General features: G+C 41.5%; 13 protein-coding genes and 1 pseudogene. 4 read left to right on the top strand and 10 right to left on the bottom strand.

The window, feature by feature from the left end; translation table 11 throughout:
* Positions 1 to 333: 333 nt before the first annotated feature.
* From FQ084_RS08500 to FQ084_RS08460, 9 genes are all read right to left on the bottom strand, one after another.
* The gene (locus tag FQ084_RS08500) at positions 334 to 990 is read right to left on the bottom strand and encodes a 3-oxoacid CoA-transferase subunit B (RefSeq protein WP_149490182.1); all 657 of its coding nucleotides are present in this window, start codon (positions 988 to 990) and stop codon (positions 334 to 336) included.
* A complete protein-coding gene (locus FQ084_RS08495; protein WP_149490181.1) occupies positions 987 to 1,658 on the bottom strand; it encodes a 3-oxoacid CoA-transferase subunit A in 672 nt (223 codons plus the stop codon). Before FQ084_RS08495 ends, FQ084_RS08500 begins: the two co-directional genes overlap by 4 nt.
* A gap of 46 nt (positions 1,659 to 1,704) precedes the next feature.
* Positions 1,705 to 2,922 carry a 4-hydroxybenzoate 3-monooxygenase gene (gene pobA / locus FQ084_RS08490; RefSeq protein ID WP_223144863.1) on the bottom strand — a complete coding sequence of 406 codons (1,218 nt, stop codon included), beginning with the start codon at positions 2,920 to 2,922 and terminating at the stop codon, positions 1,705 to 1,707.
* 57 nt (positions 2,923 to 2,979) lie between these two features.
* Positions 2,980 to 3,603, bottom strand: a complete 624-nt coding sequence (gene pcaG / locus FQ084_RS08485; RefSeq protein ID WP_149490180.1) for a protocatechuate 3,4-dioxygenase subunit alpha — start codon at positions 3,601 to 3,603, stop codon at positions 2,980 to 2,982.
* A gap of 3 nt (positions 3,604 to 3,606) precedes the next feature.
* Positions 3,607 to 4,338 (bottom strand): protocatechuate 3,4-dioxygenase subunit beta, encoded by a 732-nt coding sequence (gene pcaH, locus FQ084_RS08480; RefSeq protein ID WP_410477337.1) that lies wholly within the window; start codon positions 4,336 to 4,338, stop codon positions 3,607 to 3,609.
* A 39-nt stretch (positions 4,339 to 4,377) separates the two neighbouring features.
* Positions 4,378 to 5,571 (bottom strand): alpha/beta fold hydrolase, encoded by a 1,194-nt coding sequence (locus FQ084_RS08475; RefSeq protein WP_149490178.1) that lies wholly within the window; start codon positions 5,569 to 5,571, stop codon positions 4,378 to 4,380.
* 2 nt (positions 5,572 to 5,573) lie between these two features.
* Positions 5,574 to 6,782, bottom strand: a complete 1,209-nt coding sequence (gene pcaF / locus FQ084_RS08470) for a 3-oxoadipyl-CoA thiolase (RefSeq protein WP_149490177.1) — start codon at positions 6,780 to 6,782, stop codon at positions 5,574 to 5,576.
* 328 nt (positions 6,783 to 7,110) lie between these two features.
* The gene (locus tag FQ084_RS08465) at positions 7,111 to 8,157 is read right to left on the bottom strand and encodes a TRAP transporter substrate-binding protein (protein WP_149490176.1); all 1,047 of its coding nucleotides are present in this window, start codon (positions 8,155 to 8,157) and stop codon (positions 7,111 to 7,113) included.
* Positions 8,158 to 8,389: 232 nt separating this feature from the next.
* Positions 8,390 to 9,109 carry a GntR family transcriptional regulator gene (locus FQ084_RS08460; RefSeq protein ID WP_149490175.1) on the bottom strand — a complete coding sequence of 240 codons (720 nt, stop codon included), beginning with the start codon at positions 9,107 to 9,109 and terminating at the stop codon, positions 8,390 to 8,392.
* A gap of 348 nt (positions 9,110 to 9,457) precedes the next feature.
* Between FQ084_RS08460 and FQ084_RS08455 the strand changes: the two genes are divergently transcribed.
* The 3 genes from FQ084_RS08455 to FQ084_RS08445 all read left to right on the top strand — a co-directional run bounded on the left by FQ084_RS08455 (position 9,458) and on the right by FQ084_RS08445 (position 12,257).
* A complete protein-coding gene (locus tag FQ084_RS08455) occupies positions 9,458 to 10,504 on the top strand; it encodes an aromatic ring-hydroxylating oxygenase subunit alpha (protein ID WP_149490174.1) in 1,047 nt (348 codons plus the stop codon).
* An 86-nt stretch (positions 10,505 to 10,590) separates the two neighbouring features.
* Positions 10,591 to 11,544 carry a PDR/VanB family oxidoreductase gene (locus FQ084_RS08450; RefSeq protein ID WP_149490173.1) on the top strand — a complete coding sequence of 318 codons (954 nt, stop codon included), beginning with the start codon at positions 10,591 to 10,593 and terminating at the stop codon, positions 11,542 to 11,544.
* 182 nt (positions 11,545 to 11,726) lie between these two features.
* A complete protein-coding gene (locus FQ084_RS08445) occupies positions 11,727 to 12,257 on the top strand; it encodes a 2,4'-dihydroxyacetophenone dioxygenase family protein (RefSeq protein ID WP_149490172.1) in 531 nt (176 codons plus the stop codon).
* 889 nt (positions 12,258 to 13,146) lie between these two features.
* Here FQ084_RS08445 and FQ084_RS08440 read toward each other — a convergent pair.
* Complete coding sequence (locus tag FQ084_RS08440; protein ID WP_149490171.1) at positions 13,147 to 13,368, bottom strand: hypothetical protein; 222 nt, start codon at positions 13,366 to 13,368, stop codon at positions 13,147 to 13,149.
* A gap of 183 nt (positions 13,369 to 13,551) precedes the next feature.
* Here FQ084_RS08440 and FQ084_RS08435 point away from each other — a divergent pair.
* Positions 13,552 to 13,734: pseudogene (locus FQ084_RS08435) on the top strand (integrase core domain-containing protein); the annotation flags it as partial.
* Positions 13,735 to 13,943: the final 209 nt, after the last annotated feature.

Raw genomic sequence — 13,943 nt, 5'->3', positions numbered from 1 at the left:
ACATCTAGCATGGTGGCCAGTACAATAATGATAAGACTGATACCACCAATAAGCTGACAAAACCTTGAGATAAGGGTGCTAAGTTTGACTAAAAACGCCATGTGACCACTCCTTTAGGTTAGACCTTGCAGGCGGCACTGGCGGCCACATAGTGTGAAAATCGAGTTGCTTTAACCTCTCCTGTATCATAATAATTAGATACTTTACTATTAGATACGTTACACATCTTAAGCCTAGACGCCTTGTATAAAGGAGCTGTCGTTACTTTAAAATTTGAATTATTCTTCATCATGAAATCCTTTCTTGATGGGTATGTATTGATTGGATATATATTTATTGAGTGTTGTCGATTAACTTAGCACCTGTCTTAGCTTGCAACTCCTCAAATGTTAAACCATCGATCATTTCGCGTACTACCAACCCCTTATCAGTAACGTTAATCACCGCTAGATCAGTGTAGATACGATTGACGCATTTTTCACCAGTGATAGGTAGCTTAAGCTTCTCAATAATTTTAGGATCACCATTTTTACTGACATGATCCATCATCACATAAACTTTTTTCGCACCAACGGCTAAATCCATCGCCCCACCTACTGCGGGAATATCTTTTGGTCGACCTAGAAACCAGTTAGCGATGTCTCCATTTTCGGCGACTTCAAATGCTCCTAGAACACATAGATCAATATGACCACCACGAATCATCGTAAAAGAATCGCCATGATGGAAATAGCTACCGCCTTCTAACAAGGTGATATATTGCTTACCTGCGTTAATTAAATCGCCGTCCTCTTCACCTTCAGCAGGTTCAGGACCCATGCCTAACACACCGTTCTCACTGTGTAAAAAAATATCTTTATCTTCAGGTAAGAAGTCGGCAACTTTAGTTGGCTGGCCGATACCTAAGTTAACGTACATGCCTTCTTCAATATCTTGAGCAACGCGTTTAGCGATCTCATCTACTGACCATGGTGTATGATTAGTCATCATGCTTTTGCTCCAATACAAACAACTTCATGAACGAAAATACCTGGGGTGACAATATGCTCTGGGTCTAAAACACCCAACTCCACCACTTCACTGACTTGAGCAATGGTATGATTTGAGGCAGCAGCCATAATAGGTCCAAAGTTTCGCGCTGCTTTATTGTAAATCAGGTTACCCCAACGATCGCCCTTCAAGGCTTTTATGAGCGCGAAATCCCCTTTGATAGGATATTCCAATACATAGTCAACACCGTCAATGGTTCGCGTCTCTTTGCCTTCAGCGAGTAGAGTCCCATAGGCTGTCGGTGTATAAATCGCACCAAAACCGCTACCCCCAGCTTGAATACGTGCAGCCAAGGTACCTTGTGGAACTACTTCAAGCTCAATTTTCCCCGCTCGGTATAAGTCATCGAAAATATATGAATCGTGCTGACGCGGGAAAGAGCAGATAATCTTACGTACACAACCTGCCTTCAATAGTGCGGCCAACCCTGTATCACCGTTGCCTGCATTATTATTGACAATCGTTAAGTCCTTTGCATTACGCTCAATCAGAGCATCAATGAGTTCTGCTGGTTGTCCTGCTAACCCAAATCCACCTATCAAGATGGTTGAACCATCATTAATATTGCTGATAGCTTCAGCCACAGATTCTGTCACTTTATTTAACATTGAGTCATCCTATATGAAAAGAGTTGAATAGCTGAGTCTGAATAGCTTATTCTAGCTCTTCAAGCGGTAACCCAACGTAGTTTTCAGCAATGGTTGTATTGCCTGCTTCTGAGTGAATGAAGTAGTCAAACTCAGCTTGTTGTACACGGAAATCAAAACGACCAGCGCTTTCGAAACGATGTAAGAACATAGTCATCCACCACGAAAAACGTACCGCTTTCCAGACACGTGCTAAGCAAATTTCTTGATAGCGAGGAATCAGATCAGTTCGTCCTTCGTTATAGATTTTGACAAACAGACGGAATGCAGTTTCTACATCACTAGCAGCAAGGTTTAAGCCCTTAGCTCCTGTTGGTGGTACGATATGTGCAGCATCCCCTAATAAAAATATTTTTCCATATTGCATGGTTTCACAGACATAAGAGCGCAATGGTGCGATACTCATCTCTAACGCAGGGCCTGTGACTAAACGTTCTGCCATTTCTGGTGGGATACGACGCTTTAACTCATCCCAGAATTTTTCTTCGTTCCAGTTATCTATAGTATCGGTATCAGGTACCTGTAGATAATAACGACTGCGTGTCTCTGAACGCATTGAACATAAAGCAAAGCCACGCTCATGAGCACAGTACACTAGTTCATCATGTACTGGCGGTGTATCGCTCATGAGACCTAGCCAGCCAAAAGGATAAACTTTCTCGTACTCTACTAGCTTGTCTTGCGGAATTGATTTGCGTGTCACACCGTGGAAACCATCACAACCAGCAATATAATCACAGTTGATACGGAACGGTTCATCATTATGATGGTAGGTCACATAAGGACTCTCTGAATCAACATCATGTAGTTTGACATGATCAGCTTCATATATGGTGCTAGCACCAGATTTCTTACGTTCATCCATCAAATCACGGGTTACTTCAGTTTGGCCATATACGATTACATGTTTGCCGCCACTGTACTTCTCTAGATCCAAATGGTGGTGCTCACCTTGGAAACTAAAATCTGTCCCCTTATGGATAATGCCTTCTTTATCCATACGTACACCAGCACCCGCTTCACGAATCAAATCTGCAGTGCCTTGTTCTAAAACACCCGCACGAATGCGACTTAAGACATAGTCTCCAGATTTTCTTTCTAAAATAATATTATCAATACCAGCTTTGGTAAGTAATTGGCCGAGCAACAAGCCAGAAGGTCCGGCGCCAATAATAGCTACTTGGGTTTTGATCGTTGCTTGTGAGTTTGCTTGAGCTTTAGTCATGAAATCCCTCTCATTGTCTAATTAAGTTATTATTAAAACTTATAGAGCAGTTAGATATTAAAAGTCGAAAAACACCGTCTCACCATCACCTTGCAGGTAAATATCAAAGCGATAACGCGGCTTACCCTTGCCTTCTTCTTTTACTGCTATTAAGGTCTTACGGCGTACGTCCGATGGAATACTAGTTAAGATTGGACAATTATTATTAGCCTCTTGCTCGTCATCGAAATACGCTCTGGTTTGTAGATGAATATTGATACCGCGTGCAAAAACAGCAATATTGACATGCGGCGCCATCGGCTTTCCATTAAAGTCTACTTGCCCAGGTTTGACTGTATTAAAATGAAAATCACCATCTACAGCACAAGCACTACGCCCAAAACCGCTAAAAGGTTTCTTATTATCAAAATTGGCAATATAGTTGCCTTGACTATCAGCTTGCCAGATCTCAATTAAGGCATCACGCACTAAATCGCCATTGCCGTCATATACCCGACCAACCAATTCAATATGCTCACCTTCAGCACTTTCTTTGGCCAAATCCTGCCATATTTCATCTGCTCGTGATTCAAAACCTGCTATTTCTAATGCCAAGCCGATATGTACAAAAGGACCTGCCGTTTGCGAAGCTGTTTCGCGTAATACACCTGTTTCATCTTGCAGTTTGTATTGGCTATACATGTTTTACTCCTCAAAATAGGTTTGTAATGCACCGCGAATGACAATATCAAAACGATATGCTAAGCAGTCCATGGGCTTACTCATAGCCATATCTAAGCGTGCAATCATCGTTTCAACTGCTTCTGGATCTTTTAAGACTTGTACGATAGGACATAGCGGAATAAGAGGGTCACCTTCAAAGTACATTTGCGTGATTAAACGAGTTGAGATCGAAGGTCCCATTACTGATACATGAATATGAGCTGGGCGCCAAGTATTAATGTCATTGGGCCAAGGATAAGGGCCTGGACGTACTGTACGAAAGCGATAACAACCATCGGCATCAGTAATACATCTGCCTACCCCACCAAAATTGGAGTCTAATGGTGCTAAATAACCATCTTTTTTGTGGCGGTATTTACCACCTGCGTTTGCTTGCCACATCTCAACCAAAGTATTAGGCACTGGCTTGCCAAACTGATCTATTACACGCCCATGCATAATAATACGCTCACCAATAGGTAAGCCTGCGGTCGCACCTTCGGCACGAAAGTTCATCAATAAATCATTGTCGTATTGACCAAGCTCTAAGCCGTCAAAAACTGGACCGCTACGCTCGGAAGGGCTAGCATTTGGAATACTAACTAGTGCTTGGCGCGGTGAACGGCTAACCGATGTTTTATAGCTTGGCGTATATTGTGCTGGTTGCCATGCCCGATCACGAGCAAGAAAACGGGGGTACTTTTGACTCATTATGATTTTCTCCATTCTTATAAAGCGAGAATAATATATATATTATTCTCTACAACCTTGATGTTGTGAGATGGTATTACCCCAGCCATTTTCTTTGGCTAAAGCAAAACCATGATTGGCAGCTGGTACACCAGCATAAATTGACACATGCATCAGTACTTGACGCAACTGATCTTCATTGATACCTAAACGCTTTGCAGTACGCAGGTGTAAACCTAGCTCACCATCTCGCCCTAGCGCTGCTAATATAGCTGTGGTAATCATACTGCGTTGCTGTACGGTCAAGATAGGATTGCCCCACAGTTCGCCCCAGGCATTACGTGTAATAAACTGCTGAAATGGGTTATCTAACGTAGTCGCATTTTGAGAAGCTTTTTCCACATGAGCCTCTCCTAGAATGCGCTTACGCTGTGCCAAACCTTGTTCATAGCTAATACCTGTTTCACCAACAGTCGCGCGGTCTGCATTGGTTTGAATATGCTTAACCAATAGACTTGGCGCCTCAACCGACGGCACATGACCCACCCCTTCAAAAATACTTAGGTTAGCACCAGTAAACTCAGCTTTCAGTGCTTCTAAGGCAGTAATAGGTGTAGAGACGTCATCTGCACCCGCTATCAACGCCACACTATCTGCATAATCAGCTAGCTTTCTGCGATTATCTACTTGTGCTAATGCCTCACAAAGCTTGGCATAACTTTCATCATCGCTGCGTGACAGTTGCACTTGCCAGCCTTGTAATACTTCAGGGTTTTGTTCAACATAACTTGGTGAGAACCAGCGCGGCACAATAGCCTCCGCCATTTCAGCCAAGCCTAAACGACGGACATTTTCTGCACGTTCAGCCCAAGCTTCTTTAGTACCGATCACCGCACCGGTATTGGTGAGCCAAACTTGCTCTAAACGCTCAGGCGCTATCTGGCACAAGCTTTGACCAACCACACCACCTATGGAGGTACCGATAAAATTAAAACCATCAATCTTTAAGGTATCAGCCAACGCAAGGACATCATTAGCAAGCAGCTCTGCTGATAATCCATCTGCTGCAGCGCCGCTACTACCATGACCTGGTAGGTCCCAGCGAATACAACGATAATGTCCATGCAGTTGGTCACACACTTCGTCCCAAACATCACGGCTCATTCCTAGTGGATGCGCCATAAATAATGCCGGTAAATAAGTTTCACCACTATCTTGATACGCAATAAGGTGGGCGTCTGTTGCCAAAAATGCCATGATTATTCTCCTACTCGTGAAACTACTAAAGCAATCCCCTGCCCGACGCCAATACACATGGTACAAAGCGCTCTGTCTTTTTTAGTGTGCTGTAACTCATGGATAGCAGAGATCAAGATACGCGCGCCCGATGCACCTAGTGGATGACCCAAAGCAATAGCACCACCTCTAGGGTTAATGCGCTCATCACGATCATCAAGTCCTAACTCACGTGAACAGGCCAACGCTTGCGCAGAGAAAGCTTCATTAAGTTCGATGATATCGATATCATTCAAACTGAGATTAAGCCGCTTTAATAGCTTCTGAGTAGCAGGTACAGGTCCAATACCCATGATCGTTGGCAAGACACCGGCTGTAGCCATACCTTCGATTTTTGCCACAGGTGTTAAGCCATACTTTTCTACAGCGGCTTCACTGGCAACTAACATCGCTGCTGCACCGTCATTAATACCAGAGGCATTTCCTGCAGTGATTGTGCCGTTTTCATATATCGGACGCAATTTGCTTAAAGTAGCCATATCAGTATTGGGACGTGGGTGTTCATCTGTGTCTACAACAAGCGGCTCTTGTTTACGTCTCTCGATAGTGATAGGGGTAATCTCTGCATATAAACGACCGTCATTTTGTGCTTGGGCAGCTTTTTGTTGTGACCATACCGCAAAAGCATCTTGATCTTCGCGAGAAATATTGTATTTTTCTGCTAGATTCTCTGCGGTACGTGGCATCGCTTCTGTACCATACATATAATCAAGGTTTTTATTAATAAAGCGCCATCCCATGGTGGTGTCTTGCAACTTCTGACCACGATCATAAGCTTTTTCTGGCTTACCCATTACAAATGGGGCGCGAGTCATCGACTCAACACCGCCAGCAAGTGCCAACTCCATCTCACCACTAGAAATCGCGCGAAAAGCCGTTCCTACCGCATCTAAACCAGAGCCGCACAAACGGTTAATAGTCGTGGCCGGTACTTTCTCTGTTAAACCAGATAGTAAGCTACTCATACGGGCAACATTACGATTATCTTCACCGCTTTGGTTGGCACAACCCATAAAAACATCTTCAATTGCACTGTGATCAAACTCAGGTGCATCTGCCAATACTGCCTTAATTACTTGTGCAAGCAAGTCGTCTGGACGAATATCAGCTAAAGAGCCACCATAGCGGCCTACCGCTGAACGTTTTGGATGACAAATATAAACTGCTGTCATGTTTCTCTCTCCCTAGAGATGATGTTAGGTCGATTCATTGTCGCTATTTAACTATTTATATGCTTTGATGATTATCACAATTCAATAATAATCATGACCAATTTTGTTCTATATCAGAATTATTGTTCACATAGTGAATTAACTTATACTTTTCCTATCCTTCTGTCAATATAATTGACTGATTTTTTAAAAGAGATTCGCCTTTTTATTATAAATACAAACATATGCTTGGTAGAAAACAAACACTTGACTCTCAGCGTAAAATGTAAAAAAAAGACCCAACTCAAAGTTGGGCCTTTTTTCAGATTTAATGAGAGATAAGAGTAAACTAGGACTTACAAGCCGCACTGGCCTCCTTGGCTTTTTGATAAACGGTTTTGGCATCCAATCCAAGTGTTTCAATATCTTTTAAGTATTTTTGAGTGCCTGCTTCTAACGGTGCTTTCCAAGCAGGGTCATTCAACGGATCAGGGATGTCTATCATCACATCGCCTTTTGCTTTAGCCTCGGCCATAAATTTATCATCGTCTGCATCGAACACTTTCCCAGCAAGAGCAGCCATCATTTTTCCAGAGTTATTATCGATGACCTGTTTCAGCTCTTCTGGCAAACCTTCGTATCGACCTTTGTTCATAGTGACCACAATAGCCGAGCTATAAAACGGAATATTAGTATGAGTATTGGTCAGCTCAATCAATCTAAAAGATCCGGTGGCATCCCATGGCAGACTCACACCATCAAGCACACCGCGTTGCAGCGAAGTATAAAGATCAGGAGCCGGTAAGCCGACAGGCGTACCACCTGCCGCTTCAATGATGTCTCCGGCGATAGCCGATGGACGACGAATACGTAACCCCTTTAAATCATCCGGTTTACTAATAGGATTGTCGATGGTATGAATACCTCCAGGGCCAGTTCCCATCATGAACAATAGGTGTGTATCTTCATATTCACTTGATATCACCCCATCATCATACAAAGTCTGTAGCATACAGTTCATTTGCGTTGCTGAGCTAGAGAGGCCTGGAAGCTCTGTAATTTGAGTCAATGGAAAACGGCCCGCTGTATAACCTTGGAGCTCAGAACCTATATCGACCGCTCCTTTAGCAGTAGCATCATAAGTGGCTCCACCTTTACTGAGTGTGGCTGAAGGATAAATTTCTACCTTAATCCTGCCACCTGACTCTTCTTCAACTTTCTTCGCCCAAGGTTCAAAAATTTCAGTATGGGTTGCTGCTGTAGCAGGCCATAAATGCGAGAAGCGCAAGATAGTCGTCTCTTCTGAACTTGAAGTAGCGTTGTCGCTCGATTGCGAACATCCTGTAAGACCTATCAAAGCTGCCAACGCCAAACCAAATGGAAGTATCATTCTCATCATAAATTCCTTTTTTGATGTTTTTGTGCGATATAAGAACTATTATTCTTAAAATGAACTAAATTATACATTGTTTAGCATTCTGTCAATATATTTGGCTTCCTAATTATTAAGCTTAATTTAAATTTAACAATTAAAATATGTTGACCTTAAGATAAGAGGGCCTTATTACTAATCACACTTATGAATAAACTATCCCAATAAACAGCGAATATATTATTTACATTATTAATCAAATTAGATCCTCACTGATCACTCGTATATTATCAGTATGAGCCAATCCTGAATTGAATGTCTCTGCATATCGCAGTGTAGCATTTGCATGCTCTCTCATTATTCCTTCAGCTCGAGCACCTTGACCATTACTCACTGCATCAAAAACAGCGTGGTGTTGCATATGGGCGAAGTTAAATCGGCGATATTCTCTAACCAGGTTATTGCGATCAATAGCTAGCGAACTAACCGAAGCAAATGGTGTATGCTCAATGCGAGTTAGTGCCATGTCAATCGCCGGATTGCCACTCGCTTCAATAATAATAGAGTGAAAACGTTTGTTAAGGTCATGATACACCTCAAGATCATCTTCAGTGACATAGCCTTGTGAAAATAACTCATCACCTCTTATAAGACATTTCAGTAAACCTTGGCGATGCTCTGTTTTTAGACCTTTCTCAGCCGCTTGCCTCGCTGCTAACCCTTCTAAAACACCTCTGACTTCTACAGCCCCATTAATTTCTTCGAGAGTCACTTCACGAACGCGATAGCCGCGATTCTCTAACTTGATAAGAAGCCCTTCTTGTTCAAGGGTACGTAGCGCCATACGTATAGGTGTACGTGAGACGCCAAGACGTTCAGCGGTTGGTATTTCAGCAACACGCTCTCCAGCCTCCAACTCACCAGAAATAATCATTTGTCGTAACGCACTAAGTACACGCTGTCCCGCTTTACTCATTGAAACCTCACAAGAAATAAAAGCTTCTAAAATAAAAATGGAACGAGTTCCAATTCCAGAACCTAGAATAGCATCATATTAGTATTAATGGTCTTTGCAAGTTAAAAAGCAGCATTATAAATACGAGTTATAGGGTCAAGATCCTAAATTATTTTTCTGCCTAGTCAAACTAAAAAATGATACAAAGATATCATAACAACTGACTCTACCAAGTTTATACCAACCTCGATAAAATCCAGATTTACTAGAAATTGGATCCAATTTATTCAAAAACCAGTAGACAAAACTTATTTCTGTGCTAAATTGAATCAAATTAAGTACAATATTTGCAAAAAAAAGGATTTTGATATGTTTCCAAAAAACTGTTGGTATGTTGCTTGTACTCCAGATGAATTCAACAAAAAACCACTAGGTCGCCAAATATGTGGTGAGAATATTGTTTTTTACAAAGGTAAATATGGTGTGGCAGCAGTTGAAGACTTCTGCCCACACCGAGGGGCACCTTTGTCACTCGGTTACGTTGAAGATGGACTTTTGGTATGTGGTTATCATGGCTTAAAAATGGGTAGTGACGGAAAGACTGTAGCTATGCCTGGACAACGTGTGAGAGGCTTCCCTTGTATTCGTAATTACCCCGTGGTCGAACGTTATGGTTTTGTTTGGGTTTGGACGGGTGATCCTGAACTGGCTGATACTGCCAAAATTCCAGAGTTAGAATGGGCAAATAACCCCGAATGGGCTTATGATGGCGGTCTGTTCCACATAAATTGTGACTACCGTTTAATGATCGACAACCTCATGGATCTGACCCATGAGACCTATGTACATACGAGTAGTATAGGACAAGAAGAAATTGATGAAGCTCCTGTGCATACTACTTCAGAAGAAGATATGGTGGTTACCAGTCGCTTTATGGACAATGTTCTAGCACCACCATTCTGGCAAGCAGCCTTACGTGCAAACAACTTAGCTGACGACGTCCCAGTGGACAGATGGCAGATTTGTCGTTTCACCCCTCCAAGTCACGTGATGATCGAAGTCGGCGTAGCCCATGCTGGAAAAGGAGGATACGAAGCTGATCCTGAATTTAAAGTAAGTAGCATCGTCGTGGACTTCATTACCCCTGAAACGGAAACTTCTATCTGGTATTTTTGGGGTATGGCACGCCACTTCAAACCAGAGGATGAAAAGCTGACAAAGCAGATCCGCGAAGGACAACATCATATCTTTAGTGAAGACTTGGAAATGCTTGAGCGCCAACAGCTCAATCTATTAGCTTATCCTGAGCGTAAACTCTTAAAGCTAAATATCGATACTGGCGGCGTTAGGTCAAGACGTATCTTGGATAACATGTTAAAAGAAGAGCAACAATCAATAGAGACTCTTAATCTCTAACTTTTAGCTAGCGTCCAAAATAGATTCACAAATTACTAAATTATTTAATCACGAACTGTATGTAATGCCTGATAGGGATATCTATTATGATTGAAGTTTTGGTTATTTCAAAAAAAGTCGTCGCCGATGACATCTGCCTATTTGAACTCGCTGGCCTAAAAGGCGCTCCATTGCCACCCTTTAGTGCGGGAGCTCATATAGATGTTGAACTACCTGAGGGAATCACTCGCCAATACTCATTATGCAATCATCCCGATGAAAACCATCGTTATCAAATTGCTGTATTAAAAGATCCCTTCTCACGTGGTGGATCTTTAGCAATGCACAAGCAAATCAACGAAGGTGACCGTCTTCAGATCAGTGAACCACGAAACCACTTCCCTCTTGCCCATGAAGCTAAGCGCAGCTTATTATTTGCTGGTGGCATTGGAATCACGCCGATTCTTTGTATGGCTGAACGGTTAGCGCATATTGGAGCAAACTTCGAGTTGCACTATTGCACTCGGACTCCAGCTAAAACAGCCTTTATCGAACATATCAAGGCCTCAGAATTTGCCGATCAGGTGCACTTCCATTTTGATGATGGTAATGCGACACAAAAGCTTGATGCTGCAAGCCTACTTGCGACCCCTGACTCTAATACTCATGTATATGTCTGCGGTCCTGGAGGTTTTATGGAGTACATTCTTAATACTGCAAAGGAGCTGAACTGGTCAGAAAAACAATTACATCGCGAGTATTTTTCTGCGGATCCAGTCGACAACACCAACGATGGCAGGTTCGAAGTCAAGATCAGTAGCACAGGACAGATTGTAGAGATTCCTGCTGACAAAACAATCCTCGAGGTGCTAGAAAAACTTGATATAGAAATATCCTTTTCTTGCGAATCAGGGGTTTGCGGTACTTGTTTAACTCGCATTCTAGAGGGAATACCGGATCACCGCGATGTTTTTCTCACAGAGGAAGAACAGGCAAAAAATGACCAGTTCACGCCTTGCTGTTCGCGTGCGAAGAGCGAATTACTGATCCTAGATATCTAATCAAAAATATTGGTTTATATCTCTTAAGTTAACACATTAAGTACGATGCCAAATGACCATTAAAAAACCTAGATACACTAGCATTAAATTTTCCATTTACTAAACAAAGTGAGGTTAAAAAATGAACTATAGTTGATTTTATATTGCAATTAATTCTAACTTTAATATTATTGAGGTGACTTATGGATAAGCACAATAATGAATTCTGGAGGGACATCCCTCCAATCGCCAATGTTTTTAAGCCTGACGCATTGCCTGAGGTTTATTTACAAGATGCAGCAATTGACGATGAAAGATATTACGTACCCTTCAGTGATACTGTCTCATCTCGTCCGTTATGGATTTCTCCTTCTCAAAATAGTTGGTGTGATATTTTAATGGCCAAAGGAGCAGGGTTAGTTAATCGGCATTATCATCCTCATCAAGTTTTTGGTTACACCATTTCGGGGAAGTGGGGATATTTAGAGCATGATTGGGTTGCTACTAAAGGGGACTTTATTTATGAAACACCGGGAGAAGGTCATACTTTGGTTGCGTATGAACATGAAGAGCCAATGAGAGTTTTTTTTATTGTTAAAGGACCTCTAATCTGGCTCGATGAAAACGGTGAAACCACAGGTTACTTTGATGTTCATGATTATATTGACCTATGCCGCAAACATTATAATAAAGTTGGTCTAGGTTCTGACATGATCGATAAGTTATTTAGATAGCTTGATGACCATCCTAAAATAGATTAATAATTTCTTGCTAAACCAGATACCCTGAGTATCTGGCTTTTTTTATATTAAACAAGACATAAGTAATAGAGATGTATCTCAGACAGTGTTTTCATATTCAAACTTAAGTGATGTCTTACATTGTTATAAATATAAAACCAGACTCATCGATCGGCTATTTTCTTCATGCCTAATAGCTTGCACAGATGACTTTTCATCTCCATTTTTCTTGCTCTGCAAGCTTCGGATCAGAGATAGTCATTCAGACTATACAATGCCAACAGAGCAGAGTCCTTTTTTAAATACATTGCGCTCAACCTTCATGCGTTTATTCTCTTTGCATAACTCTTGTATTTCTTACTGATCATCGGTTAGAGCTTTGCCTATTTTCAGGAGTTACCTAGTTATTCTTTTCTGATACCGAGTTAGCCATTTTTGTAAAGTTAATTTGCTAATGACAAGCGAGCTTACCATGTCAGTATACTGCGGTTGTAATCAATGACTAAGCTCATCGCTTCCAACTTGAGTTCTCGAGTATATTAAATAGACCTCTTGCAAAAGTCATAGACTAAGCTCGAAATTCACTAGTCCTGCGAACAACTTCATTATTAAGTTATAAAGTTGACAATAATACTTTGCTAAATACTGATTGGCTTGTTTAAAGAGTACTAACAACTCACCACCCTTTGGTTTTTTAAAAGGAGTAAAGGTATGGTTATGTAGCTTGGCTATACACTGGTAACCACTGTCTACTAAGTAGCTAGTTTTATCGGGCAGCCAATAAGGGCAGGTCTACTTATAAAGTTAAAATCATTTACCGAGCCACTGCAAGTTTACAGATCAAGTATAAGACCCATGTTCCAATGTACGAAGACTTGCCCTTTTAAAGTATGATGCTTCTTTTTTCCGCTATAGTACTCGCTTTGTTTTTTAGACGCTCAATTTGCGTTTCGTTTGCATCTATAATGACCGCTGTCCGATTGGTATCCTCAGGCTTACCTTGTGGCAGTTTTCGTGGTAAGTCAAACTTGCGTGAATGAATAAGAACATCTTCTACTTTTCTGACAATGAGACTGGTAGAGGATTTATTAACGCTAAAGTCCATGCCAATATGATAGAAAGTTCGGTTTTCTCGCTAATAAGTCAGTGGCAGTAATATCTGAACCTATAAGCTAATCTCAATTGGACGACTTGACTTAGTCTTGGATATTTCATGCTCTTTCATGGCGTCTAGCATTTGCTCAAAAGTGGCGTTGTATATGCGTTTAAAGCCTGCAATCTACAATAAAACGCTTATGTAAAGCGCTACAATAGAACTATGAGGTATGATTAGCTGAATCAAGAGTTGTTTACTGATTTAGATCAAGTCCGTCAGCGAGCAGAGGATTGCTTGTATCACTACAATAACGAACGGCCTAATATGTGCAATGGCGGCTTTACGCCGATACAGAAACTAAATCAGGCAGCTTAATTCCATTTATTAGGTGTCTTATGTTTGGGATGCTTACCATAGGAACTGAACTAGTCATCTAGGACAGCCCCAATTATTATAATCACGAGAGAATCTAAACCGATGACACACCTTAGAGAATACTCAAAGAACTGACTTCTATACTCTACATGAATGATGTCTTTTAGCTTCTAAACTATTTAGTTTTTAGAGCTTTATTAGCAATTGAC

Origin of the sequence: Psychrobacter sp. ANT_WB68 (assembly GCF_008369115.1) — a bacterium.
In the GTDB taxonomy this organism is placed as follows: Bacteria; Pseudomonadota; Gammaproteobacteria; order Pseudomonadales; family Moraxellaceae; genus Psychrobacter.
The sequence above is the reverse complement of the archived record's forward strand: the minus strand, read 5'-3'. Positions and strand labels throughout refer to the sequence as shown.